This window comes from Altererythrobacter litoralis, from assembly GCF_036324225.1.
In the GTDB taxonomy this organism is placed as follows: Bacteria; Pseudomonadota; Alphaproteobacteria; order Sphingomonadales; family Sphingomonadaceae; genus Erythrobacter; species Erythrobacter litoralis_A.
This window is the reverse complement of record NZ_JAZDQV010000003.1, coordinates 45,494-68,458: the sequence shown is the minus strand read 5'-3', so window position 1 is coordinate 68,458 and position 22,965 is coordinate 45,494. Positions and strand designations below refer to the sequence as shown.

23 protein-coding genes are annotated in these 22,965 nt (G+C 61.5%); 13 read left to right on the top strand and 10 right to left on the bottom strand.

All coding sequences use genetic code 11. The features are described 5' to 3' along the window. Window positions 1–147 precede the first annotated feature (147 nt). A complete protein-coding gene (locus VRS74_RS03960) occupies window positions 148–1,278 on the top strand; it encodes a sensor histidine kinase (protein ID WP_354143944.1) in 1,131 nt (376 codons plus the stop codon). Continuing rightward, window positions 1,265–1,882 carry a response regulator transcription factor gene (locus VRS74_RS03955; protein WP_354143943.1) on the top strand — a complete coding sequence of 206 codons (618 nt, stop codon included), beginning with the start codon at window positions 1,265–1,267 and terminating at the stop codon, window positions 1,880–1,882. Before VRS74_RS03960 ends, VRS74_RS03955 begins: the two co-directional genes overlap by 14 nt. A 3-nt stretch (window positions 1,883–1,885) precedes the next feature. Here the strand turns inward: VRS74_RS03955 and VRS74_RS03950 are convergent, their stop codons facing one another. After that, window positions 1,886–3,013, bottom strand: a complete 1,128-nt coding sequence (locus VRS74_RS03950) for a L,D-transpeptidase family protein (RefSeq protein WP_354143942.1) — start codon at window positions 3,011–3,013, stop codon at window positions 1,886–1,888. A 78-nt stretch (window positions 3,014–3,091) separates the two neighbouring features. Here VRS74_RS03950 and VRS74_RS03945 point away from each other — a divergent pair, with 78 nt between their 5' ends. The 4 genes from VRS74_RS03945 to VRS74_RS03930 all read left to right on the top strand — a co-directional run bounded on the left by VRS74_RS03945 (window position 3,092) and on the right by VRS74_RS03930 (window position 6,512). Continuing rightward, window positions 3,092–3,730, top strand: coding sequence for a murein L,D-transpeptidase catalytic domain family protein (locus VRS74_RS03945; protein ID WP_354143941.1), 639 nt, complete (start codon window positions 3,092–3,094; stop codon window positions 3,728–3,730). Between the two features lie 126 nt (window positions 3,731–3,856). Further along, on the top strand, window positions 3,857–5,182 hold the full coding sequence (locus VRS74_RS03940) for an erythromycin esterase family protein (protein ID WP_354143940.1): 1,326 nt from the start codon (window positions 3,857–3,859) through the stop codon (window positions 5,180–5,182). Beyond that, window positions 5,179–5,841 carry a dienelactone hydrolase family protein gene (locus VRS74_RS03935; protein WP_354143939.1) on the top strand — a complete coding sequence of 221 codons (663 nt, stop codon included), beginning with the start codon at window positions 5,179–5,181 and terminating at the stop codon, window positions 5,839–5,841. Before VRS74_RS03940 ends, VRS74_RS03935 begins: the two co-directional genes overlap by 4 nt. Next, entirely contained in the window at window positions 5,838–6,512 is a 675-nt protein-coding gene (locus VRS74_RS03930) for a phosphoribosyltransferase (protein WP_354143938.1), read from the top strand. Before VRS74_RS03935 ends, VRS74_RS03930 begins: the two co-directional genes overlap by 4 nt. A 7-nt stretch (window positions 6,513–6,519) precedes the next feature. On the opposite strand, the gene VRS74_RS03925 is transcribed toward VRS74_RS03930, so the two are convergent. The 4 genes from VRS74_RS03925 to VRS74_RS03910 form a co-directional block, all read right to left on the bottom strand. After that, window positions 6,520–8,124, bottom strand: a complete 1,605-nt coding sequence (locus VRS74_RS03925; protein ID WP_435521371.1) for an MBL fold metallo-hydrolase — start codon at window positions 8,122–8,124, stop codon at window positions 6,520–6,522. After that, entirely contained in the window at window positions 8,121–9,014 is an 894-nt protein-coding gene (locus VRS74_RS03920; RefSeq protein ID WP_354143937.1) for a ribose-phosphate diphosphokinase, read from the bottom strand. Before VRS74_RS03920 ends, VRS74_RS03925 begins: the two co-directional genes overlap by 4 nt. Continuing rightward, window positions 9,014–10,498: a thymidine phosphorylase family protein gene (locus VRS74_RS03915; protein ID WP_354143936.1), complete on the bottom strand. Its 1,485-nt coding sequence runs from the start codon at window positions 10,496–10,498 to the stop codon at window positions 9,014–9,016. Before VRS74_RS03915 ends, VRS74_RS03920 begins: the two co-directional genes overlap by 1 nt. A gap of 176 nt (window positions 10,499–10,674) precedes the next feature. After that, complete coding sequence (locus VRS74_RS03910) at window positions 10,675–10,875, bottom strand: hypothetical protein (RefSeq protein WP_354143935.1); 201 nt, start codon at window positions 10,873–10,875, stop codon at window positions 10,675–10,677. A gap of 68 nt (window positions 10,876–10,943) precedes the next feature. On the opposite strand from VRS74_RS03910, the gene VRS74_RS03905 reads away from it, so the two are divergent. Both VRS74_RS03905 and VRS74_RS03900 read left to right on the top strand, forming a co-directional pair. Continuing rightward, window positions 10,944–12,059 (top strand): APC family permease, encoded by a 1,116-nt coding sequence (locus VRS74_RS03905; RefSeq protein WP_354143934.1) that lies wholly within the window; start codon window positions 10,944–10,946, stop codon window positions 12,057–12,059. A gap of 9 nt (window positions 12,060–12,068) precedes the next feature. Next, complete coding sequence (locus VRS74_RS03900; protein ID WP_354143933.1) at window positions 12,069–12,236, top strand: hypothetical protein; 168 nt, start codon at window positions 12,069–12,071, stop codon at window positions 12,234–12,236. Window positions 12,237–12,252: 16 nt separating this feature from the next. Here the strand turns inward: VRS74_RS03900 and VRS74_RS03895 are convergent, their stop codons facing one another. Continuing rightward, window positions 12,253–13,497 (bottom strand): serine hydrolase domain-containing protein, encoded by a 1,245-nt coding sequence (locus VRS74_RS03895; RefSeq protein WP_354143932.1) that lies wholly within the window; start codon window positions 13,495–13,497, stop codon window positions 12,253–12,255. A 155-nt stretch (window positions 13,498–13,652) separates the two neighbouring features. Here VRS74_RS03895 and VRS74_RS03890 point away from each other — a divergent pair, with 155 nt between their 5' ends. After that, window positions 13,653–15,338 carry a class I adenylate-forming enzyme family protein gene (locus VRS74_RS03890; protein WP_354144142.1) on the top strand — a complete coding sequence of 562 codons (1,686 nt, stop codon included), beginning with the start codon at window positions 13,653–13,655 and terminating at the stop codon, window positions 15,336–15,338. A 91-nt stretch (window positions 15,339–15,429) separates the two neighbouring features. Here VRS74_RS03890 and VRS74_RS03885 read toward each other — a convergent pair whose 3' ends face one another. The 4 genes from VRS74_RS03885 to VRS74_RS03870 all read right to left on the bottom strand — a co-directional run bounded on the left by VRS74_RS03885 (window position 15,430) and on the right by VRS74_RS03870 (window position 20,731). Further along, window positions 15,430–16,494 carry an acyl-CoA dehydrogenase family protein gene (locus tag VRS74_RS03885; protein ID WP_354143931.1) on the bottom strand — a complete coding sequence of 355 codons (1,065 nt, stop codon included), beginning with the start codon at window positions 16,492–16,494 and terminating at the stop codon, window positions 15,430–15,432. Between the two features lie 15 nt (window positions 16,495–16,509). Next, window positions 16,510–17,718: an acyl-CoA dehydrogenase family protein gene (locus VRS74_RS03880; protein ID WP_354143930.1), complete on the bottom strand. Its 1,209-nt coding sequence runs from the start codon at window positions 17,716–17,718 to the stop codon at window positions 16,510–16,512. A gap of 242 nt (window positions 17,719–17,960) precedes the next feature. Then, a complete protein-coding gene (locus VRS74_RS03875) occupies window positions 17,961–19,688 on the bottom strand; it encodes an N-acyl-D-amino-acid deacylase family protein (RefSeq protein WP_354143929.1) in 1,728 nt (575 codons plus the stop codon). Between the two features lie 326 nt (window positions 19,689–20,014). Then, on the bottom strand, window positions 20,015–20,731 hold the full coding sequence (locus tag VRS74_RS03870; protein WP_354143928.1) for an IS6 family transposase: 717 nt from the start codon (window positions 20,729–20,731) through the stop codon (window positions 20,015–20,017). A 238-nt stretch (window positions 20,732–20,969) separates the two neighbouring features. Between VRS74_RS03870 and VRS74_RS03865 the strand changes: the two genes are divergently transcribed. The 4 genes from VRS74_RS03865 to VRS74_RS03850 all read left to right on the top strand — a co-directional run bounded on the left by VRS74_RS03865 (window position 20,970) and on the right by VRS74_RS03850 (window position 22,892). Beyond that, complete coding sequence (locus VRS74_RS03865; RefSeq protein ID WP_354143927.1) at window positions 20,970–21,410, top strand: hypothetical protein; 441 nt, start codon at window positions 20,970–20,972, stop codon at window positions 21,408–21,410. Between the two features lie 7 nt (window positions 21,411–21,417). Beyond that, window positions 21,418–22,023 (top strand): hypothetical protein, encoded by a 606-nt coding sequence (locus VRS74_RS03860; RefSeq protein ID WP_354143926.1) that lies wholly within the window; start codon window positions 21,418–21,420, stop codon window positions 22,021–22,023. Between the two features lie 205 nt (window positions 22,024–22,228). Then, complete coding sequence (locus tag VRS74_RS03855) at window positions 22,229–22,708, top strand: thermonuclease family protein (RefSeq protein WP_354143925.1); 480 nt, start codon at window positions 22,229–22,231, stop codon at window positions 22,706–22,708. A 1-nt stretch (window position 22,709) separates the two neighbouring features. Beyond that, window positions 22,710–22,892 (top strand): hypothetical protein, encoded by a 183-nt coding sequence (locus tag VRS74_RS03850; RefSeq protein ID WP_354143924.1) that lies wholly within the window; start codon window positions 22,710–22,712, stop codon window positions 22,890–22,892. The last annotated feature ends 73 nt before the right edge of the window (window positions 22,893–22,965 follow it).

The following is a 22,965-nucleotide window of genomic DNA, read 5'->3' as shown; positions in this document are numbered from 1 at the left end:
CCTCCTTACTATCGACCCCGGTGCACGCCTGCTCTGACCGCACCGCGCATGCGGGGTGCTTCCGATTTTGCTAAGTGACTTGCGCTTTGGCCCGACTATTGTGGGAAGCGTGATGCCGCAAACGAACATGACCAATGGGAAGCCAAGATGCCCGGCATGATCACGGAAGGCGAAGGCAACCTTCACGCACTCATAGACACGGTGCCCGACGCTATGGTCGTCATCGACGAGGAGGGCTCCATCCGTACGTTCAGCATCGGCGCAGAACACATGTTCGGCTATGCCGAAGCCGAAGTGATCGGGCAGAACGTGAGCCTGCTAATGGCGCAACCCGATCGCGACCAGCACACTGGCTATATCGAGCACTATCTCGACACTGGCCGGGCGCAGATAATCGGCGCAAGCAGGGTCACTACGGCTCGCCACCGCGACGGGCACAGCTTTCCGATCAATTTGGCGGTTGGCGAACTCAAACGGGGAAGCCAGCGCGGCTTCGTCGGCTTCATGCGCGATCTCACCGAGAGCAGGCAAACGGAACGCGAACTGCTTACTTTGCAGGCAGAGTTGGCACATGTTTCACGTATCTCGTCGATGGGTTCGCTTGCAACTTCGCTCGCGCATGAGCTTAACCAGCCGCTCACGGCGGTGGTCAATTACTCCAATTCTGCCCGCGACCTTCTGGACGATCCGACTTCTGCAAATCTGGATTTGGCGCGTGAGGCGATGGATGAATGCGCTCGCGAGGCAATCAGGGCGGGCCAGATCGTGCACCGGTTGCGCGACTTCATCGCAAGCGGCGAAACCGAGCGACAGATCGCCAGCCTTCGGCGCATCATCCAGGAAGGCGCGGCGCTCGCGCTGATAAACGGGGACGGCAGAGGTGTCGATTTCGAGACCGAGTTCAGCGCTTCGTCCGACAAGGTTCTGGCGGACTCGGTCCAGATCCAGCAGGTGGTCGTCAACCTGCTACGCAACGCGCTGGAGGCGATGTCCGACGCCACCCGCAAGCAGCTGCGCATCATCGTCCGCGATGGCCCTCAGGGCTTGATCGAAGTCGCCATTGCCGACAGTGGCCCTGGCCTCACAAAAAGCGTTGCCGAACGCTTGTTCCGTCCATTCAACAGCACCAAGGCGCAGGGCATGGGGTTAGGCTTGTCAATCTGCCATACGATCATCACGGCGCATGGGGGGAATATCTGGGCCGAGCCTTCGAAGCTTGGCGGCGCTGCATTCCATTTCACCTTGCCGCTGGCGGAGGTCGACGATGGCGACGACTGAACACCCGGTCTACCTGGTCGATGACGACGAGTCCGTCCGCCGGTCGGTCGGTTTCATGCTCAAAACTTCCGGCTTCAAGGTCGAACTCTATGTCGGCGGGTTAGAATTCCTGCACGATGCGCGCCAGCTTGAACCGGGCTGCGTGCTGCTCGACATCCAGATGCCAGAGGTCGGGGGCCTCGAGGTGCAGCAACGGCTGCTGGAGCACGGCCTTGCTTTCCCGGTGATCGTCATGACCGGGCATGGCGATGTGAACGTCGCAGTGCAGGCGATGAAGGCTGGCGCGGTCGACTTCGTCGAGAAGCCCTTCGCCAAGGAAGCCCTGCTGGACGCCCTGAGCGAAGGCTTCGAACGACTTGAGCGCAGCGACCTCAAGACCGCCCGGCGCGAAGAAGCCCGGTTGCGGCTCAACGGTCTTACCGTGCGCGAACGCGACGTATTGGAAGGTTTGGTGGCCGGCCATCCGAACAAGACGATCGGTTACGATCTCGGAATCAGCTCGCGGACCGTAGAAATCCATCGCGCCAATCTGATGCGCAAGCTCGATGTGACCAACCTGTCCGACCTGCTGCGCATCGCCTTTGCGGCCGGGGTCGGTGAATGATCCTCAATCGGGCAAATTGGCTCTGATCGCCCCGTCCCGGTTATAAATGTCTGGCAGGATCTCGACCGCGCCAGCACTGTCGCGCACTGCCGTGAAATAGGTGATGTAGACTGGCACGGGTCTGGCGATTCTGACTGTGGTCGTCTTGCCCGAAGCGACGATGCTGTCCACGTCCTCTCTGGTCTTCACGCCTTCAAGCAGGGTCGCCGCATAACCGATGGCATCGCCTGTGCGGATGCAGCCGTGGCTGAAGGCGCGCACTTCCTCCTCGAACAAATTCTTGTTCGGCGTGTCGTGCATGTAGACCGAGAAACGGTTGGGCATCACCAGCTTCATCTGGCCCAGCGCATTGTTGGGCCCGGGACGCTGGCGATACTGTCCATTGCTCCAGACGTAACCCCGCTCTCGCGCGAGCGCGGGATTTCGCCGTACGAGCGCCCCCACGCTTTCGCGCACGATGCTGGCGGGGATTTCCCACCAGGGATTGAGGATCACCCCTTCGATCATGGCGTTGAACACCGGTGTCGGGGTCGATTTCTTCCCCACGATCACTCGCCATGTTTCCGCTTTCGCTCCGTCGCGCCACAGATCGGCCTCGAACCGCGCGGGATTGACCAGCACATAGTCGCTACCCAGCGAACGGGGCATCCAGCGCCAACGTTCCATATTGCGCGCGATCGCCTTGCGCCGATCCGCATCGGTCTCGTTCGCTAGTGCTGTCTTGAGTGCGGAATAGTCGGCATGCGCCGGGCGCAGCAGGGCGAAGAACGTATCGAGCGTGTCGTCCTCGACGGCCCGTTCGAGCATCGGTTCGAGCGCGATCTCACGGTCGCTGTCGACGATATTCCATCCCGCCCGCTCGGCTTGGGTAGCCGATCCCAGCAGGTGCGCACGCGCCAGCCGCAGCGCCAGCATCGTCGCTTCATCGTCGATCGATTGCTGGTCGCCCTCAACCACGGCGCGGTCGAGCGAAGTGGAAGACATCCTTGGCAAGGCATCGAGCGGGGCCGAATCGACCCAGCGCTTGAGCGTGGTGATGTCGCTGGATGACCATGTGCTGTCATTTACCTGCGCCGATGCGGCGGCAGTCCAGATCAGCAGCGCAATCGTCGCAATAAGGCTTCGCTTCATCCGTGAATCCGTCCCTTTGGCTTGCCGGAGCATAGGTCGGCACCCACATTAACGCAAAATGAGACAAGGGATCGCACCATGAAACTCAACCGACGCTACTTCATTGGCGCCTCGATCGCCATGACGGCAGGGCTAGCTGCGCCATTGACGCGGGCCGCGCCGAACACCCCACCAGCATTGCCGCCGGTGCCTGCCCAGCCCAAACTGGCCGAGCCGCCCGCATTGCTCCAGCAGGCACTGGCCGCGCTCGACAGGCACGGCGCACAGATCGCGCTCCGCGACCGCTTGGGTATCGCTGACTTCTCCGAGCATTCGAAGGAAATGCGTTTCCACATGGTCGACATTGAGGCCGGAAAGATCGACCGTTCCTATCTGGTTTCGCACGGCAGGGGTTCCGATCCGGCCAACACCGGGTTCGTCCAGCGCTTTTCCAACCGGCCTGGCTCGAATGCCTCCTCGAAGGGCAGTTTCCTCACTGGCGACGCCTATTACGGGAAGCACGGGCGTTCGCGCCGCCTTCACGGGCTCGAAGAGCAGAACGACCATGCCTTTGCCCGCGCAATCGTGATCCATGGCGCGAACTATGTCGATCGCGATATGGCGATCGACCAGGGGCGGATCGGGCGCAGCCTCGGCTGCTTCGCCTTTGAGCAGAGCGAGATAGGCGAAGTGCTCGAATTGCTTGGCCCGGGCCGCTTGCTGTTCGCGGCAGGCTGAAGCCAGCGCCACACACCTCTTCGTCGCCGGTAGGGCGATGCGCGTGATTGACCCCGATCAATGCATTTTCGCCTCATTTGGGCGATAAAGTATTCAATGTGATGGGTCGCCGCACGGAGATGAGAGGTGACAGCACACAACCCTATCAGGAAGGTTTCAGCCGACCTACCGGCGATCTTGCGGGCAAATGCCGAGCTATTGCCTGCGCCTGACTCGCGAGAATTTGCGGAGGCATTCGACCGTTTTGGCGATGCCCGGATCGTGCTGCTGGGCGAAGCTACGCACGGAACGCATGAGTTCTACACCGCCCGCGCGCAGATTACCCGTCGACTGATCGAACGCCACGGATTCAACATCGTCGCGGTCGAAGGCGACTGGCCCGATGTCGCCCGGATCGACGATTACGTCCGGCACAATGCACCGCGTCCGCGCAGCGGAGAGCCGTTCACCCGCTTCCCCACCTGGATGTGGCGCAACCAGGAAGTGCTCGCCTTTGCCGACTGGCTGCGCGGCCACAACAGCAAGCTGCCCGAAGCCGACCGCGCGGGCATGTGGGGCCTCGACGTCTACAGCCTGCGTGAGTCGATCCATTCCGTAATCGCCTATCTCGATCGGCATTGCCCCGAAGATGCCGATGAGGCCCGGCGGCGCTATGGCTGCCTGACCCCATGGCAGGACGAACCGCAGCATTATGGGCAGGCGGTGAAATATGGCGGGATGGCCAAATGCGAAGATGCGATGGTGGCCCAGCTCAATGCCTTGCTGGCTAAGCGCATGGAACTGATCGCGCGCGATGGCGAAAACTACCTCGATGCTGAACAGAACGCCCGGATCGTGCGCGCAGCAGAGCGCTATTATCGCGCAATGTACAATGGTACAGTCGAAAGCTGGAACCTGCGCGACCGGCACATGTTCGACACATTGCAGACGCTGATGGCGCATCGCAAGGACGCACGCGCAGTGGTGTGGGCGCACAATTCGCATGTCGGGAATGCCGCCGCGACCGCCATGGGCTGGCAAGGCGAGTTCAACATCGGCGAGCTGGTGCGCAAGTCCTATGGCGACCAGGCAGTGCTGGTCGGATTCGGCACCGATCGCGGCACGGTTGCCGCCGCATCGGACTGGGGCGCGAACATGCATGTCATGAAGGTGCTCCCGGCGCGCGATGACAGCTGGGAAGCCGCCTTTCGATGCACCGGTATCGCCCGCAGCCTCACCGATTGGCGCGGAGGCAAGAAAAAGGAGCTTGTCGACGCGCTCTCCAACGTGTTGCTCGAACGCGCGATCGGGGTCGTCTACCGGCCCCAGACCGAGCGCATGAGCCATTATTTCCAAGCGGTACTCGCCGAGCAGTTCGATGCATGGATATGGTTCGAGGAAAGCCGCGCCGTTACGCCGCTGGGCCCCGAGCATCCGCACGGCGCCCCCGAAACCTGGCCGTTCGGGCTATGAACGCGGCTCTGCCTCAGCCCGATTGTAGCGAAGTGACGCTGGGAGGCACGCTTGGCCTCAAGGCCTTCCTGGGCGTGCCTGCCGGTGCAAAAGGGCTGGTGATTTTCGCGCATGGCAGCGGCAGCGGCCGGATGAGCCTGCGCAACAATTATGTCGCGCAGCGCCTGCGCCATGCGGGTCTCTCCACACTGCTGCTCGACCTGCTTTCGCCGATTGAGGAAGCCGACCGGCGCAATGTGTTCGATATCGGCCTGCTCGCTTCGCGCCTGCGGCTCGCAGTCGACTGGGCCGCTGCCAACCCCACGACATCGGGGTTGAGCCCGGCCTATTTCGGGGCGAGCACCGGCGGCGGAGCAGCCATCCGCGCTGCGGCGGGCGATCCGCGCATCGCAGCCGTCGTTTCGCGCGGAGGCAGGCCGGGCCTTGCCGGTGCGGATGCGCTCATGCAGCTGCGTGCACCCACCCTGCTGGTGGTCGGCAGCCTCCACGGGATAGTGATCGACCTCAACCAGGCGGCAGCGTCCGCGATGCGCTGCGAGCACCATCTCGCGATCGTGCCGGGTGCCGGCCATCTGTTCGAGGAGCCGGGAACGCTCGATCAGATCGTCGAGCTCGCCAGCGCATGGTTCCTCCACCATTTGCGGGAGAATACGTCATGACTTCGAGCCAGGGCTATTTCAACGACCGGCGGGAGGCCGGGCGAAAGCTGGCCGACGCGCTCGCCGTGCTCGCACTTGCGGACCCGATCATATTGGCGCTGCCGCGCGGCGGCGTTCCTGTCGGCTATGAAGTCGCAAAGCAGCTCAAGGCCCCGCTCGACATATTGATGGTGCGCAAGATCGGCGCGCCCGGCCACGAAGAATACGGCATCGGAGCGCTGGTTGATGGCGCTTCGCCGCAAGTGGTGATCGACGAAGCAACTGCCCGGCTGGTGGGCGCGACCCCGGAGTATATCCAAGGCGAGGTTAAGCGGCAGTTGGCCGAAATCGAGCGCCGCAGAGCGGCATTTGGCTCAGGTCTTGCGATCCCCTACGCGGGGCGCACAGTGGTGGTGGTGGATGACGGGATTGCCACCGGCGGCACGGTCAAGGCGGCGCTCAAGGCGCTGCGCAAATCGGGCGCAGGACGGATCGTACTGGCAGTGCCGGTCGCACCGCGGTCCGCCCTGATCGACCTCGAGCCATGGTGCGACCGCATCATCTGCCTGTCCTCGCCAGAACCCTTCTATGCGGTGGGAGCGCACTACGCCGATTTTGGCCAGACGAGCGATACCGAAGTGGTCGATCTGCTGGCGAAGGCGCAAGAATCGAGCGAGGCCGGGGCCAAATAACCGGTAGCTATTTGCCGGTTTTGTGCTTCGCCCGGTGCGCGGCGTAGCTCCGCAGCACTTCCTTCATCTGCACAATGGCCTCGCGGCGATCGCGGTCGCTGCGCAACTCGCCGAGCTGCCGCTTCAGCGAAGTGGCAAAATCGGCATAGGCATTCTGCCAGTCGCGCCCGATGGCCTGCTCAAGATCGGCTCTTCCGGTTTCGGTACGTCGCGCGGCCTTGCCAGCAGCCAATTCGTAGCGCTCTCCTATCTGCGGCAGTCGTACGTTCAGTCCCGGACTGCGGCGTTGAAGCTCGCGGCGCATTCCTTCCATCGAAGAAGCTTCGCCATGATCGAGGAACAGCGTGCCTGCAATGGGCGAACGTTCTTCGATCCATTCGAGCAGCTCGTGCTGGTCTGCATGGGCGGAATAGCTGTCGATCCGCCGGATCTGCGCTCGCACGCGCACATCGGTGCCGCTGATCCGCACCGCCTGCGCCCCTTCGAGTATCACTCGCCCGAGCGTCCCCTCGGCCTGGTAGCCGACGAGCAAGATCGTTGAATCGCGCCGGTGGAGGTTGTGCGCCAAATGGTGCCTGACCCGGCCGCCTTCGCACATGCCGGACGCAGCCATGATGATCGCGCCCGACGTGGAATTGAGTTTGATCGATTCCGCGACGTCGGTCACGAAATGAAACAAGGGATCGTTGAAGATGTTGCGTTGGCCGGTATCTTCCAGCTCGCTCGTATAGCGGGAGAACACTTCGGTTACGCGATTGGCGAGCGGCGAATCCACGAAGACATGCACATTGCGGATCGCTCCGGTTTGCAACAGGGCGTGCAGGTCCAGCAGGAGCTCCTGCGTACGTTCCAGCGCGAATGCCGGGATAACAAGGTTCCCGCCGCGCACCAGCGAGGCTTCGACTTCGGCCTGCAGCAGCTTGCGCCGCTGCTCAATCGTCACCGGCTCACGTGCACGGTCGCCATAGGTGGATTCGCAAATCACGTGATCGAAGCCCGATGGCCCTGCCGGATCGAGCTGGAAGGCCTTGTTCTCCGGCCCCACATCGCCCGAACACATGACATGCACACCGCCCGCATAAAGCTCAACCGAGGCCGAGCCCAGGATATGGCCAGCATTCCACAGCCGCGCGCGAAAGCTGGGTGCAGGCTCGAAATAATGCTCCAGCTCGACCGGGCGGCACTTGCGCCAGGCCGCCATCGCATCCTCGCTGTCATAGACCGGCTCGAACGGTTCATCTCCCGCGCGGTCGCGCCTGCGATTGCGCCGCTCGGCTTCGTTTTCTTGGATCCGGCCTGAGTCCGCCAACATGTATTCGAGCAGGTCGGCCGTAGGCCGGGTGCACCAGATCGGACCTTTGAAGCCCTGTTTGACCAGCTTGGGCAGCAATCCGCTGTGGTCAATATGCGCATGGGTGAGCACCACAGCATCGATCTTACGCGGATCGAATGTGAATTCTGCAAAGTTGAGGCGTTCGAGCGTGCGCGATCCCTGGAACATCCCGCAATCGACCAGGATGGTGCTGTCACCATGGGTGAATTCCATGCAAGAGCCCGTTACGGTGCGCGCCGCACCGTGAAACGCAAGCGAGAGCGCGCCATCGGCCATCATTCGTTCTCCAGCCACCCCTGATCGAGAATTGCCCCAGCAAGCAGCCCGGCAAGCGGGATCGTAGCGGTCGGCCCCTGCACCGAGTCAGTCGAACGGATGCGGTCGATCCCTGAAGCGGCGAGTTCCGCCAACTCCGCATTATTCGACAGGCAGTGCGTGACTATGGCGTCGACTCCCGCCGCGCCCGCTTCGCGCAACAGCCTCGCCGCGCATTGCAGCGTTCGTCCGCTGGAGATGACATCGTCGACCAGTATGGCGCGACGTCCGGTGACGGCGCCAAGGCCTTCAAAGGCGATCGATACGTCGCGATCGCCATGGCGTTGCTTTTCGCCCAGCAGGACGTCCAGGCCCATCGGCTGCGCAATCGCCTCGACCCATTGGCGCGATTCCGCATCGGGGCCGACCAGCACAGGATTGTCGGCACGGTCGATGGCCTGCGAAAGGACCGGCGCAGCCGAGAGGCTTACTGCATCGGTCCCCGACATGACTTCATCGAGCGAGGCGATCCGGTGCAAATGCGGGTCGACAGTCAGCACACCGTCGAAATGCTGCGCCAGCAGCGCACCGATGACCCGCTGGCTCACCGCCTGACCAGGCTCGAAGGCCATGTCCTGCCGCATGTAAGCCAAGTAAGGCGCCACCAGCACCACCCGCGCAGCGCCATTATCGCGCAGGGCGGATGCGGCCAGCAAGATCTCGACCAGCTTGGCGTTAGGATCGTCGAGCGAGCGATAGAGCAGAGCGATCGACGGCGCGCGAGCCACTTGCACCAGGCTTTCGCCATCAGGGAAGCGGTGCAGACTGATTGAGCTGATATCGCAGCCGAGGGCCCCAGCGAGGCGAGCGGCAGGAGCATATTCTTCCGCAAAGGCGAACACCGCGCCCGCCACTAGCCGATCTCGTAACCCGAGTTTTCTTCGGCGCAGTCACAGCCAAAGCCAAGCCCCGCTTGGGAACCGGCGTAAATGCGGTAGAGCGTATCGCCCTTGCTGACCTGCTCGCCGATCTTGTGCATCAAATAGAGCCCCGCACCCTGGTCCATCGGAGCACCGGCCTGCCGAGCCACCTTGGCGATCCGTTCGCAATCGATAGCGACAATCCGCCCTGATCGGTGGGCCTTCACTTCGTGCTGGAACCCCCCAAGCTCGGGCATTGCAGGCTTGCGCCCCTGCGCCTCAATGATCCGCTCCATCGCGGCCAGCGCTTCACCCGAAGCGAGCAGTTCGAGCGCGCGCGAATAGCCCTTCCCGCCTTCGATCGCCGGATCGAAATCGAGCACGTGCCCGGCGAGAGCCACTGCATGGTCGCGCAGGTCCTCGGGCGCGTCGGGCTCGTTGCGCAAGACCGCCAGCACATCGCGAGCCTCGAGCACCGGCCCTACCCCGCGCCCGACCGGCTGGCTGCCGTCAGTGAACACGATCTTGGTCACAAGCCCCATGTGCCGCGCGACATATTCGAACAGCTTGCGCAGACGAACCGCATCGTTCTGGCTGCGGACCTTGGCGGTCGGCCCAACCGGGATATCGATCACCAGATGGGTAGAACCCGCCGCCACTTTCTTCGAGATGATCGACGCGACCATCTGCTCGAATGTGTCGAGCCTGAGCGGGCGTTCGACAGAAATCAGAACGTCATCCGCAGGTGAGAGGTTGACCCGCCCACCCCAAGCCAGAACCGCATGCTCCTTCGCGACAATCTCGGCCATCTTCTCGGCGCTGAGGTTCACTTCGGCCAGCACTTCCATCACATCTGCCGTGCCGCAGGGTGACGTGATCGCGCGGGAGGAAGTCTTCGGGCAGATCAGGCCATGCGCGGCGACGATCGGCACTACGATCATCGAAGTGCGGTTGCCGGGAATGCCGCCAATGCAATGCTTGTCGACCACCAGCGGCGCGTTCCACTTGAGACGGTTGCCGACATTGACCATCGCCCGCGTCAGCGCGAGCGTCTCCGGCGTGCTCATGAACCCGGCACATGCGACAAGGAATGCAGCGATTTCCATCGGGGAATAGCGATGCGCCGCTATATCGCCGATAATCGCACCGACTTCCGCCTCGCCGAGTGTGTCACCGTCGATCTTGCGTCGCACATAATCGAGGCTGGCTGGTGGGCGCGCTTGCGCGATTTCTACTTCGGTACCTTCAGACAGGTTGAGCCGACGATAGGCCTGTTCGCCGAGGCCGATTTCGCCATGCCCGATGATCCCTTCATCATCGACAAGCGCCAGTGTGGCGAGGATTTCGCTGGAACCGCCAGTGACGCGGATCTTGCGCAAAGCCTGGAATTGTTCCGCGGAATAGCCATTGGCGTGACGCAGCAGAAAGGCCGTGTTTTCCGGGTAGGTGTCGATCGGGAGGCGCCGGATGCGGAGCAATGAACCCTCATGGTTTTGGGCGCGCGAAAACGCGGCCATGGTCTAGATAGGCCTACATGCTGTGGCTAGTCTTGTTTCATGTCAAATTTTGTAAGTGCCATAGTTCACCGGCGCCCAATTCAGGTGAATTGGACGCCGTCGCTAATCAGAAGCGAGTTCTTGGTGGGCTCGGGACCCTAAAATTCCTGAGTCAGGCTGACCTCGAATCCGTTCTCGTTGCCCGACCCGCCAATTGCGACCGTCGCGGTTCGTTCTGTACAAATCAAAGAAGTATGTACCGCCTGCGCAGGCGCGGTCAGGAGGAATTGAGGCGACAGTAAGGCGAAGGCCACGAGTACGATCCGCAGATATGCGGAAATTGTCGAATGCAGCGCCATAATTGCCCCCTTCGCACCGATACGCCATCACGCGCGCGACCAGATCAAAAATCGCGAAGGTGATAGGGATGACCATGGCCGGATCTGTGATCGGAGCCGGCATCCTGCGGACTCCCGGCGTCGTCGCGAACGAGGTTCCGGTGTTCTGGATCGCCATGCTGCTGTGGGCGCTGGGCGGCGTCTATGTGTTCCTGTCAGTCAATGTCGCCGCGGAACTGACCGTGGCCCTCCCCAAGGCGGGAGGCATTTATGTGCCGGTGCGTGAAGCCTTTGGCGACAGCATGGGCCTGTTGGCGGGATGGGCGGTATGGGCCGGCTATGCCGCCGGGGGCGCAGCACTGACGCTGGCTTTTGCGGATTTCCTCGGCAGTGTGGTGCCGTTGGTTGCGGCCAACAAGCCGACCGTGGCGGTCATAGCGATGCTCGCGGTGACCCTGCTCAACCTGCCCGGCGTCGAAGAGGGGCGCGTATCGAACATCCTCGGCCTCGCGATCAAACTGAGCCTGCTGGCCTGTGTCGTGATCGCGGCCATAATGGCGGGTCCGGCAGCCCCTGCAACCGGCGATGCGCCTCTCGGCCTCGCCGGGGAGGGAAGCATTATCGGATGGGTCGCGCTGATCACGGCATTCCAGATCGTGCTGGGGGCATATGACGGATGGCAGGGGCCCACCTTCTTCGCCGAGGCAGACGAGAATCCCGCCTGCAACATCCCGCGCGCCTTCTTTCGTTCGGCTGCCATCATCTTGGTCGTCTATCTCGTCATCAATTTGTGCGTTTTCACCGTGCTCGACCTTGATCTGATGCGGACATCGGAATTGCCGGTCGCAATGGTGGTCGAAGGCTTGCTTGGCCCCGCTGGGCACACCCTGACCGGCCTTGCCGCCGCGATCATGGCACTGTTCACGCTCAACGCACTGGTGATGACGCACCCGCGCATTTTGTTCGGCCTGGCCCGCGACGGGCTGTTCCTGCACCATGCGACTTACGTGAACCGCGGCGGCACCCCTTGGGTGGCCATGCTGATCGGCACTGCCATCGCTATCCCGATGATCCTGACTGGCGGCTATGTGTTCGTTTTCAAGATACAGGTAGCTGCAGCGATTCTTGCGTCCGTGCTTTACAATGCAGCCTATTTCACCTTGCGCTGGACCCGGCCCGACCTGCCGCGCCCGTTCCGCGCCTAGGGCCATCCGGTGCTTCCTGGACTGATACTGGCGATCACCGCTGCCCTCCTGGTAGCAGTAATCGTCGCCGATCCGGAGAGCGGATTGTGGGTCGGTGGCCTGATGGCGATCTGCATTCCCGTGGGACTGCATCTCGGCCATAAGCGGCGCGTCGCGAAAGCGACCGGGCCCGACTGAGGCCAAACTTTGCCCGCTAAATCCGGCTGTCGTTAAGCGCAGCGTAGATCAGCGTCTTGAGCTGGCGCCGGATTGGATAGGTGCTGGAGGGGTAGACCTGCGTCATGAACACGCAGGTGATGCCTTCCAGCGGATCGACGAAAAATGCGGTCGAATAGGCACCGCCCCAGTAGAACTCGCCGAGGCTCGAGGGCATCAGCGTCTTGGCCGGATCGATCACCATCGCAAAACCCAGGCCGAAGCCGGTCCCGGCATTGTTGCTTTCGGAGAACAGGCTGCTCGAGATCTGGGTCAGGTCCGCTCCGCCCGGCAGACGGTTGGTCCGCATCAAACGCAGCGTCTTGGGGCTGATGATGCGCGCACCGTCGAGTTCGCCACCGTTGAGCAGCATCTTTGTGAAGCGGTGATAGTCGGCGATCGTGCCGCACAGTCCGCCGCCGCCGCTGTCGAACCGCCCCGGTTCGTTGAGCTTGCTGGTCGGGCCGGCGTCGATCATCTTGGGTGGGCCGCCGGGAGCATATTGATAGGCATCCACCAGCCGGTCCTGTTGCCCCTCGGCAATGCCGAAAGCGGTATCGGTCATGCCCAGCGGGCGGAAGATATGCTCACGGAAATAGTCGCCCAGCCGCATGCCGCTGATCCGCTCGACACAAATGCCCAGCACGTCGGTCGCAATCGAATAGTTCCAGCCCTGCCCGGGCGCGAATTCGAGTGGCAGGTCGGCCAGAATACGGATGACGTCATCCGAAGTGTGGCGGCTGCGCGCAAAGTCGAGATTGTGCTCGCGATAGACCGCGTCGATGTTGGTGCGGTTCTGCAACCCATAGGTCAGCCCGGACATATGGGTCAGCAGGTCCACAAAACGCATCGTCGGTGCGGGAGTGCCGGGCGCGAACGGAATGCTTCCGCCGCCCCCGCCATAGACCTTGAGGTCCTTGAACTCGGGCAGGACCTTGGTGACCGGCTCTTCCAATGCCACCTTGCACTGCTCGACCAGTTGCATGAAAGCGATCGACGTGAGCGGCTTGCTCATCGAAGCGATGCGGAAGATCGCATCGTCGCGCAGCGCCTCGCGCCCTTCCCCCATCCTTCCGCGTGCATCGTAGTAGACCGGCTGCCCGTCGCGCGCGACCATAAGCTGCGTCATGGGCAAGCGGCCGCTGTCCAAATAGCTCGCCTGCAGGAACGGTCCGATCCGCTCGAGACGATCTGGGTCGAAACCGAGCGAAGACGGATCAACGCAGGCAAACGGACTGGTCATCATCTATTCCCCAATAGCAATGCTTGTGAGTGACGGCCTTCGCACCTAGCATCCGGTTTGCGAAAGTCACACCGGATTGAGAGAGAGGCGAGTTGAGCGACAAAACCAGTTCCGCGACACTGTCGTTTTGGACAAAATCAGCAGGCTGGCCAGCGATGTCGCTGGGCGAGATCGAAGCCACGCTATGCGCGCCAGGGCAGCGCTTCGAAATGGAAACGGTCGAGATCCGCCGCGTGCCCACCCGCGTATGGAAGTATGCGCCGGCTTCGCTCAGGGTGTTGGCCGATCACGCCCGCAGCCACGGCCAGCGGCTTATGACGATCTATGATGACGAGCGGATCAGCTATGATGCTTGGTACCGCGCGGTCGCTACTTTGGCCGCCGAACTTCACCGCCGGGGCGTGGCGAAGGGGGACCGCGTTGCGCTCGCCATGCGCAACCTTCCCGAATGGCCGGTGGTATTCTTCGCCGCGACGACCATCGGCGCGATCTGCGTTCCGCTCAACGCCTGGTGGACCGGCCCCGAACTCGCCTACGGCCTAGCCAATTCGGGCGCGAGCACGCTGATCAGCGATGCCGAGCGCTGGGATCGGATCGCTCCTCACCGGTCCGAATGTCCCGAACTTCGCACCGTCCTTGTATCCCGTGCTGAGTCGCTGGAGGGCGGGACCGAGAGGCTGGAAGACATCATCGGCACACCGCATGACTGGGCGGGCCTGCCCGAAGCGACGATCCCCGATGTCGAGCTGTCGCCCGACGATCCGGCCACGATCTTCTACACCAGCGGGACCACCGGCCATCCGAAGGGCGCACTGGGCAGCCATCGCAATCTCACCACCAACATTTTCTCGACCGCCTATGCCGCTGCACGGTCAGTCATGCGGCGCGGCGAGGAGTTGCCTCCACCCGCTCCAAAGGTCGGGCTGACCGTGATCCCGCTATTCCACGTCACCGCATGTTCGGCCGGGCTGATGGGACAGCTCTTCGCCGGGCACACGATCATCTACATGCACCGCTGGGACGCGGTGAAAGCCTTCGAGATCATTGAGCGCGAAAAGGTCAATCTGGCAGGGGGCGTTCCCACGATCGCCTGGCAGATGATCGAACACCCCGATCGCGCAAAATATGATCTCTCCAGCCTTGAATCGATTTCCTATGGCGGTGCGCCCGCCGCCCCCGAACTGGTGCGCGAGATCTACGAGATCTTCGGCGCAATGCCGGGCAATGGCTGGGGCATGACCGAAACCATGGCGACGGTCACCAGCCATGCGGGCGAAGACTACCTCAACCGCCCCGAAAGCTGCGGGCCGCCGGTCCCGGTGAGCGACCTCAAGATCACTGACGACAAGGGCCATACCCTTCCCACTGGCGCAGTCGGCGAATTGTGGGCACGCGGGCCGCAAATCGTGATGGGTTATTGGAACCGGCCGGAAGCCACCGCGGAAACCTTTGTCGACGGCTGGGTGCGAACCGGAGACCTCGCCCGGCTCGACGAGGAAGGCTTCTGCTATATTGTGGACCGCGCGAAGGACATGGTGATCCGCGGGGGTGAAAACATCTATTCCTCCGAAGTGGAGAACGTCCTCTACGACCATCCGGCGGTGACCGACGCGGCGCTGATCGGCATACCCCACAAGACGCTGGGCGAGGAACCGGCGGCAGTGGTCCATCTTGCGCCCGGCATGTCGGCAAGCGAGCAGGAACTGCAGGATTGGGTCGCCGACCGGCTGGCCAAGTTCAAGGTGCCGGTGAAGATCGTGTTCCTAAGCGAAACTCTGCCAAGAAATGCCAACGGCAAGATCCTCAAGAAGGATCTGGGGGCGCTGTTCGAAAACGGCTGACGCGGACGAACACCCTGACCTAGCCAGAAGTGATGACGGGCCCGGACACATTCGTCCGAGCCCGCCCTCAAACTGCGTTATGCCGCCCGGCTCAGTAGCCGTTGAGCCTGGCGTGCCGGTCTTTCAGGAAGCCGCTGCTGCCCCAGCTTGCTTCGAGCACGCGGGCGCGCTTGAGGTAGAAGCCGACGTCATATTCGTCGGTCATGCCCACGCCGCCGTGGAGCTGGATGCCTTCGCGGCTCATCAGGTGCAGCACGTCATTGGCGCGGGCCTTGGCGAGGCACGCCGCCTCCGGCACCTTGAAGCCAGTGTCGAGCGCAGTGAGGCCTGCTTCGACCGCGGTGCGCATCAGTTCAAGGTCGGTATAGAGGCCCGCCATCCGGTGCTGGAGCGCCTGGAACGTGCTCAGCACCTGGTTGAACTGCACGCGCTGCTTGAGATAGGCGAGCGTGGTGTCGAACACAGATTGCGCCATGCCAAGCATCTCGGCCGCGGTAAGAATGCGCGCCCGGTCGAGGATCGCCTCGGCAAGATTATCGCCGCCATCGGCAAGCTTTTCCGCCTGTGCCGAAGCGAAAGTGACTTCGGCATGATCGCGCCGGTCGACCAGCTCGCGGTCGGACAATGACACGCCCTCGCCCTTCTCGACCAGGCAGACGCCGTCGCTCGCCAGCACGATGAACAGGCCCGCCCCGTTCGCTTCGTGCACGAAGGATTTGGTGCCCGAGAGCTTGCCGCCCGAAACGCTTGTTTCGGCAACTGCGCCGCGATGCCGCGGGCCTTCGTCGAAGGCGAGCGTACCGATCAGTTCGCCGCTGGCAAGCTGAGGCAAATACTTCTCCTTCTGCGCCTGCGAACCGCCCAATGCGATCGCACTGGCGGCGAGCGATGAAGCGACCAGCGGGCTGGCGGTAAGCGTCTTGCCCAGCTCTTCGACCACCAGGCCAAGGCTCATCCAGCCGAAATCGGTGCCGCCGAATTCTTCCGGAACGATTATGCCGGTCCAGCCCATCTGGCCCATTTCGGCCCATTTCGAGGCGTCGAAATCGAGGCCTGCGTCGCGCACCTTGCGCCATGCGTTGACCGGACTTTCATTTACTGCCCATTCGCGCGCCATGTCGCGCAGCATGGACTGTTCTTCATTGAGGACTGCCATTGTCTCCGCGCTCCCTTACTGGTGATCGAGCATGCCAAGGATACGCTTGGCGATGATGTTGTTCTGGATTTCGGTCGAGCCGCCATAGATCGTGGTGGCCTTGCCGAAGAGCCAGCCGCGGACGTGCTCCAGCTCTTTCTGCGTGAAGCCTTCGCCTTCCCAGCCCAGACCGCGGAAGCCCATGATCTCGATCAGCAGCTCGGCGCGCTGCTGGCCCAGCTTCGACCCCACGTTCTTGAGGATCGAGCTGATTTCCGACACGCCGCCCTGCGCCTTCGATTCCTCGATTGCGCGGCGGGCAGTGAGAAGGAAGGTGTTCCACGCGATCTCGTAATCGGCGATCCGCCCGCGCAAATCGGCATCGGCCAGCTGGCCGTTTTCGTCGGTGCCGAGATAATCCTTGGCGATCTTCGACAACGGCTGCGCATTAAGCATCGCCGCGCCGCCGCCCGAGATATTCGTCCGTTCGTGCTGCAGCAGGCGCTTGCCGATGTTCCAGCCCTGCCCTTCTTCGCCGACAAGGTTTTCCTTGGGCACCTGCACATCGGTGAAGAAGGTTTCGCAGAACGGGCTCATGCCGCTGATCATCTGGATCGGCCTGACTTCGACGCCGGGCGCATCCATGTCGATCAGCAGGAAGGAAATGCCCTTGTGCTTGTCGCTTCGATCGGTGCGAACCAGGCAGAAGCACTTGTCGGCCCATTGCCCGCCGCTGGTCCAGGTCTTCTGGCCATTGACGACATAGTGATCGCCCCTATCCTCAGCGAAAGTCTGAAGGTTTGCGAGGTCAGAACCGGCATTGGGTTCGGAATAGCCCTGGCACCAGCGGATCTCGCCGCGACAGATCGGGGGGATATGCTCCTGCTTCTGCGCTTCATTGCCATATTCGAGCAGCGTGGGGCCGAACATCATCACTCCCATGCCGCCGATCGGGTTCCATGCACCCGCCATGGCCATTTCCTGCTCGAGGACGCGCGCCTGCTTCTTGGAAAGGCCGCCGCCGCCATATTGCTTGGGCCAAGTGGGAGTGCCCCAGCCGCGGCTGCCCATCGCGACACGCCAGGCCTTCTCCGCCTCGTTTTCCTCGGTCGGGCCGTCGACCGAACGCAAGGCGTTGCCCTTGCCTTTCAGCTCATCCGGGAAATTCGCCTTGAGGAAGGCTTTGACCTCCCCCCTGAATGTTTCGAGGTCATCATCAGGCCGCGTACCGGCTGCCGTTGCCATTGTCTCTCTCCTTTTGCCGCATGGCCCCGAACCGGACGTTCGCCATGCTTTCAATTGCGGGCTGCCGTGCTGAAAATGCTCGATTGTCGCAAGCAGCGCTCAAACCGCTTACACCCAAGAGCCGAGAAGGGCGCAACCCCAAATTCCGATAAGGCCGGTTGCAGCTCGGCATGTCTCGCCAATCCCGGGTGGCGGAAACCGAAGTTGCAGTGCAGCTATCCGCCAGCTTTCCGATCGATCGCCTAGGCGGCGGCCATTTCGCCGCTTCGCACCAGCCGTCCGGGAAGCGCGCCCGTGTGGACCCCATTGCGATAGGTTACCTTGCCCGACACAAGAGTAGCGACGATACCGTCAGCCTTCTGGTGCATGCGTTTGCCGCCGGCAGGCAGGTCGTACTCGATGGTCGGGACATGGAGTTTCAGCGCGTCAAGGTCGATCACGTTCAGGTCGGCCTTCATCCCTTCGGCGATCCTTCCGCGATCGGTCAGCCCGACCAGCGCCGCCGCCCGGCTGGTGAGTTCCGCAATAGCATCCGGCAGGTCGATCCGTTCATCAGGAGCGGCATCGCGAACCCAGCGCTGCAAATAGAACGTCGGGAAGCTGGCATCGCAAATCAGGCCATAATGGGCGCCGCCATCGGCCAGGGCCATGACGGTGTGCGAACTCCCCAGCATTTCGCGAACCGGCTTCAGATTGCCCTGGGTGTAGTTGGCCGCAGGCAGGTAGAAGACGACATGCCCGTCATTGCCCAGCAAGGCATCGTAAGCATATTCGTCGAGCGACAGGCCCGCCGCCTCGGCACGCGCATCGACGCGGTCTTGCTGTTGCGGTTCGTAATTCGGCGTGTCGTCCCACTGATAGGCAGCGCGGAAGGCTGCGATGAGCATCAGCGTGGTCGGATTGGTATCTTCGGGCTGCTCAGTAAGCAGTCTTGCCCGGAACGACGGGTCACGCATTGTCGCCACGCGCTCGGCAAGCGGCAGGCGCGCGATCTCCTTGTAGCTGGGGTGGCTGCTGAAATGGTGCAACGAAAGATCGAGCCCGAAGAACATCCCAACCGGGCGCGGCGCAACCTGGCCATGCATGACGAGCCCGTCCTCGGCCGCTTGTTCCAATCCCGCCAAATGGTGGCGCCAGCCCTCGCCCGGCTGGTTGGGCACATCGAGCAGAGTGAAGGATACTGGTCGGCCCGACTGCTCGGCCACCTGGCGCAGGATCGGAAATTCTACTTCCGCCGGTTCCGCGGGAGCGGGAATGATCTGGAACACGCCGCCATCGGCGTCGTTCAAGCCTGCCGCAAGAGCGCAGAGCTCATCGACATCCGAATAGAGGCTGGGCGCCAGGTCACCCGCCTTGGTGCGGTGCATGACATTGCGCGAGGTGGTCACGCCAAAAGCGCCCGCTTCGATCCCTTCGGCCACAAGTTTGCGCATGGCGGCCAGATCGTCGCCCGTAGGGGGCTCCTTACTGGCTGCGCGATCGCCCATCACATACACGCGCAGCGCCGAATGCGGGATCTGCGTGGCAATATCTATGTCGAGTTCGCGCTGTTCGAGTGCATCGAGGTATTCGGGAAAGGTCTCCCAGTTCCACGGCAGCCCTTCGACCATCACGACTTCAGGAATGTCCTCGATCCCCTCCATCAGCTTGACGAGGGTGTCGCGCTGTTCGGGACGACAAGGAGCAAAGCCGACCCCGCAATTGCCCATCACCGCCGTAGTAACGCCGTGGCCGGATGAAGGCGAAAGACGGTTCTCCCAAGTCACCTGGCCATCGAAATGGGTGTGAACGTCGACAAAGCCGGGCGTGACGATCTTGCCGGTGGCATCGATCACTTCGTCGGCATCGCCGTCAACCTGGCCGACTGCCACGATCCTTCCATCCCTTATGGCCACATCGCCAATCTGTGGTGGCGCGCCAGTTCCATCATGAATGGTCCCGCCCCGGATGATCAGGTCAAATTGCGCCATGCCCGTTCCCTCTCGACTTCTCCGAACCTGCGTCCGCCATCGCCTGCAAATGATCCCATATGGCAGCGGGCGCGGCAAACCGTTTCTGCCGTACCGCGGAACTTGCCGCCCCTCTCCTTTCGACTAGTCGGGGCTGGTCCGAATGCTGTTCTCGCCACGCGATCCGAAACTGGACATTGATGGAGTCATAAGCCTAGTTCGAAACCCGTGCTGGAAAGAGAATAGCAGAATGAAGGCCTGGCGCTTTGCGGTCGATCGTAGCGGTGCTGTCAGTCTAACGCTAACTGCTCTCCACTTGTCAGAGCTTGCCCTTCCCATACGTTGGTTCAGGCCATGAGGTTTTGCCACTCAGCCAGGGCGGCTGAGCGGCTTGCTTTGTAAGTCTGCCTATCGGTGAGATGGCGGTCTTGGTTGAAGTGATTGTGGACGTTAGCATGAACTGAGGCGAACTTCTGTAACGACTTCATCTGCCGAAATCGTTGCATGGCACGCTCTCTTCGTCGGAACGGCAAGTGCGAATTCTCAACCCGATTGTTGAGCCAGCGGCCCATCTCGCGGCGATCTTCAATTCCCAGATCGCGCATCGCTGCGGGGTATGATCTCAGGCCATCTGCGACGATCGCTTCGACCCTCCCGTGTCGCTTTAGTGCCTTCCTGAAGAAGCGCAGAGCGGCAGATTTGTCGCGCTTCTTTGTGACATAGCTTTCCAGGATCTCACCTTCGTGATCGACCGCCCGCCAAAGGTAATGAGTTTCGCCATTGATCTTCACAAAGACCTCATCGACATGCCAGCGCCAGTTTCGGAAACCGCGCATCCGGCTTATGCGCTGGCGCTGGATGTCTGCTGCAAACATAGGGCCAAATCTGTTCCACCAGAACCGAACCGTCTCGTGACAGATGTCGATCCCGCGCTCGGCCAGCAGGTCTTCGACATTCCGCAGGCTCAGCGGAAAGCGGACGTACATCATCACAACCAGGCGAATAACCTCAGGCGTTGAGTTGAAATAGCGAAAGGGACTAGCTTGTTTCTTGGGTCTGGGCATCCCATCGCACTACCCTCACCACCTGATCCGTCAATCAGGTGCATTTGCGCTGACAGTACCCCGGAGGTCCTTGGAGGACCCGCGTTGCGCATTTACTTTCATTTTACAAATGATATCTTCGCCATGCGACCCGAGGGAATTGGCACCTCCAGTTCCTTGACTGGCTCTGAGCGGGCTGACCCACAGGATGCCCGTTCGAATTTTTGTGTTTGTCACGTTCGCAGTAAGGGAGCTGAATATGCGCGATCTTATCGTAGCAACTTTAATTGCAGTGATGGCTGTTTCCAGCCCGGCAATGGCGCGGGAGCGCGCGGAAGGCGCAGCAGATCCGAACACTTTAACGCACGGGATGGTGCAGCTCACGCTTCGAGTTGGTCAGACTAAGCAACTCGAAGTTCTTGAGGCGTTTGGTGCACCTAATATCACGACGATTGATGCAAGCGGTCAGGAAGTTTGGGTCTTCGATAGGCACGCTACTGTAACTAGTGATTCCAGCGGCGGATTTTCGATCGGTATCGGCGCGGGCGGCGGCGTTGGCGGCGCTGGCGTAGTCGGCGGACTTGGCTTCGGCAAACGAAAGTCCAAGAGCGAGAGCAGCCAAAGAACTATGACGCTGATTATTAAATTCGATGCGGGGAAAGTCGTGTCCGATTTCCGTAGTCGCTCGAGCGCATTTTAGGGAGGTGATGATGAAGAAGAACTGGATTGCGGCAGCAACCTTGGGAGTCGCCGTGGCCATAAGCGCGACACCCGCTGTTGCGAAGAAAAAGCCAGAGATGACAGCACTTCAAATCCAGCAGCTTCAAAGCAAAGACTTCGAGGCATCGAAGGATTTGACCTTTGCTGCCGTCATGACCGTGCTCCAAGATGCAGGGTACCGTATTCAGGCGGCGGACCGTGATACTGGGTTGATAACTGGCGTAGGCACTTCATCAAGCAAGATGACGTGGCTTCCATTTGTCGGTTTCGGAAGGAGCAAGAAGACCCCAGCTGTCAGCGCCTTTGTTGAAGAGCTTGCGCCAGGCATTACTCGCGTCCGATTGAACTTCGTTTTGGCAAAGGTGAAGTCCAACTCTTATGGGGCCGGTCTAGGTGACGAAGAAGCAATCCTCGATGCTGTGGTGTACCAAGACGCGTTTGAAAAAATCGGGCAAGGCGTTTTCATTCGTCAATCGATGGCGGTGACGGCGGCTACGATGAAACCTCCCCAGTCCGCATTGGCATCAGATTCTGCGACTATCGCTGCAGAAACGACGGAGGCGGTTGCGCCTGCTTCAGATCCGCAAGATTAGTGGCGCCGCCGTTTAGGCGGTTGGGTGAACAATCTTTCAAATAACGGGAATAACTGGCGACTGTTCTGGGGGCAAAGGTTCGATCCTGATGCGGTCCAGAAGGCGTTCTAAGTTTCGCAAGCTGGGCGTGCGAGAACTTCGCCGAGAGCCAAAGGTTGTGCGCTTCGAAACGCGCGGGTGGAAAAAGGAGCGCCGAAGGCAAACCATGTTACTTGCAGGCGGCGCATTTCTGGCCAGCGTAGCGGCTGGGGTAATATCTCTTTGGATCTGGCCAGCCGACACAGATTCAACAGCCACTCAGTCAGCGATCGGTCTTTTTTCCAGCCATGACACTGACCAGCCATCGATGGAGCTGTGCGGAAGTGGCCAGCGGTATTCCTGTGTGGTCGATGGCGACACCATTTGGCTTCGAGGGGAAAAGATCCGGGTGGCCGACATAGACACGCCGGAAATCGGCACTCCCGGTTGCGACTACGAATATCAGCTTGGAATGCGCGCCACATATAAGCTGCGCGATCTACTCAATGCTGGGCCATTCAGTGTCGAGCGTATCGGCTCGCGCGATCAGGACGGCTATGGCCGCAGCCTGCGTGTCCTGACACGGAATGGCCAGTCCATTGGCGACATGCTGGTGTCCGAAGGGTTGGCAAGAACATGGACAGGACGCCGGGAGCCGTGGTGCTGATATGAATAACGCCGACCTAGCCGCCCGTGTCGAAGGTGCTTATCGCAAGTGCGCTGACCTGCGCGAGCGTAGCAATGGCGATGGCACGTTCACAATTGACGGCGCAAAAATGATGGCGCTGATCGAACTTCGAAACCTAGCGCCGGAAATCGTGCTGGCGCTTGACGTAGATCAAAGACTCTAGCCCAGACATGGCGCAATCAGTCACTGCGACCCGAAGGAAATGGCCTAGCCAGTTCCTCGACTAAAGCCCCGAG

Bases quoted from the DNA above. Each gene is read 5' to 3' on its own strand.
- VRS74_RS03960 (WP_354143944.1), top strand. From the start codon at position 148: ATGCCCGGCATGATCACGGAAGGCGAAGGCAACCTTCACGCACTCATA.
- VRS74_RS03955 (WP_354143943.1), top strand. From the start codon at position 1,265: ATGGCGACGACTGAACACCCGGTCTACCTGGTCGATGACGACGAGTCC.
- VRS74_RS03950 (WP_354143942.1), bottom strand. From the start codon at position 3,013: ATGAAGCGAAGCCTTATTGCGACGATTGCGCTGCTGATCTGGACTGCC.
- VRS74_RS03945 (WP_354143941.1), top strand. From the start codon at position 3,092: ATGAAACTCAACCGACGCTACTTCATTGGCGCCTCGATCGCCATGACG.
- VRS74_RS03935 (WP_354143939.1), top strand. From the start codon at position 5,179: ATGAACGCGGCTCTGCCTCAGCCCGATTGTAGCGAAGTGACGCTGGGA.
- VRS74_RS03930 (WP_354143938.1), top strand. From the start codon at position 5,838: ATGACTTCGAGCCAGGGCTATTTCAACGACCGGCGGGAGGCCGGGCGA.
- VRS74_RS03925 (WP_435521371.1), bottom strand. From the start codon at position 8,124: ATGATGGCCGATGGCGCGCTCTCGCTTGCGTTTCACGGTGCGGCGCGC.
- VRS74_RS03910 (WP_354143935.1), bottom strand. From the start codon at position 10,875: ATGGCGCTGCATTCGACAATTTCCGCATATCTGCGGATCGTACTCGTG.
- VRS74_RS03905 (WP_354143934.1), top strand. From the start codon at position 10,944: ATGACCATGGCCGGATCTGTGATCGGAGCCGGCATCCTGCGGACTCCC.
- VRS74_RS03895 (WP_354143932.1), bottom strand. From the start codon at position 13,497: ATGACCAGTCCGTTTGCCTGCGTTGATCCGTCTTCGCTCGGTTTCGAC.
- VRS74_RS03890 (WP_354144142.1), top strand. From the start codon at position 13,653: ATGTCGCTGGGCGAGATCGAAGCCACGCTATGCGCGCCAGGGCAGCGC.
- VRS74_RS03885 (WP_354143931.1), bottom strand. From the start codon at position 16,494: ATGGCAGTCCTCAATGAAGAACAGTCCATGCTGCGCGACATGGCGCGC.
- VRS74_RS03880 (WP_354143930.1), bottom strand. From the start codon at position 17,718: ATGGCAACGGCAGCCGGTACGCGGCCTGATGATGACCTCGAAACATTC.
- VRS74_RS03875 (WP_354143929.1), bottom strand. From the start codon at position 19,688: ATGGCGCAATTTGACCTGATCATCCGGGGCGGGACCATTCATGATGGA.
- VRS74_RS03870 (WP_354143928.1), bottom strand. From the start codon at position 20,731: ATGCCCAGACCCAAGAAACAAGCTAGTCCCTTTCGCTATTTCAACTCA.
- VRS74_RS03865 (WP_354143927.1), top strand. From the start codon at position 20,970: ATGCGCGATCTTATCGTAGCAACTTTAATTGCAGTGATGGCTGTTTCC.
- VRS74_RS03860 (WP_354143926.1), top strand. From the start codon at position 21,418: ATGATGAAGAAGAACTGGATTGCGGCAGCAACCTTGGGAGTCGCCGTG.
- VRS74_RS03855 (WP_354143925.1), top strand. From the start codon at position 22,229: ATGTTACTTGCAGGCGGCGCATTTCTGGCCAGCGTAGCGGCTGGGGTA.
- VRS74_RS03850 (WP_354143924.1), top strand. From the start codon at position 22,710: ATGAATAACGCCGACCTAGCCGCCCGTGTCGAAGGTGCTTATCGCAAG.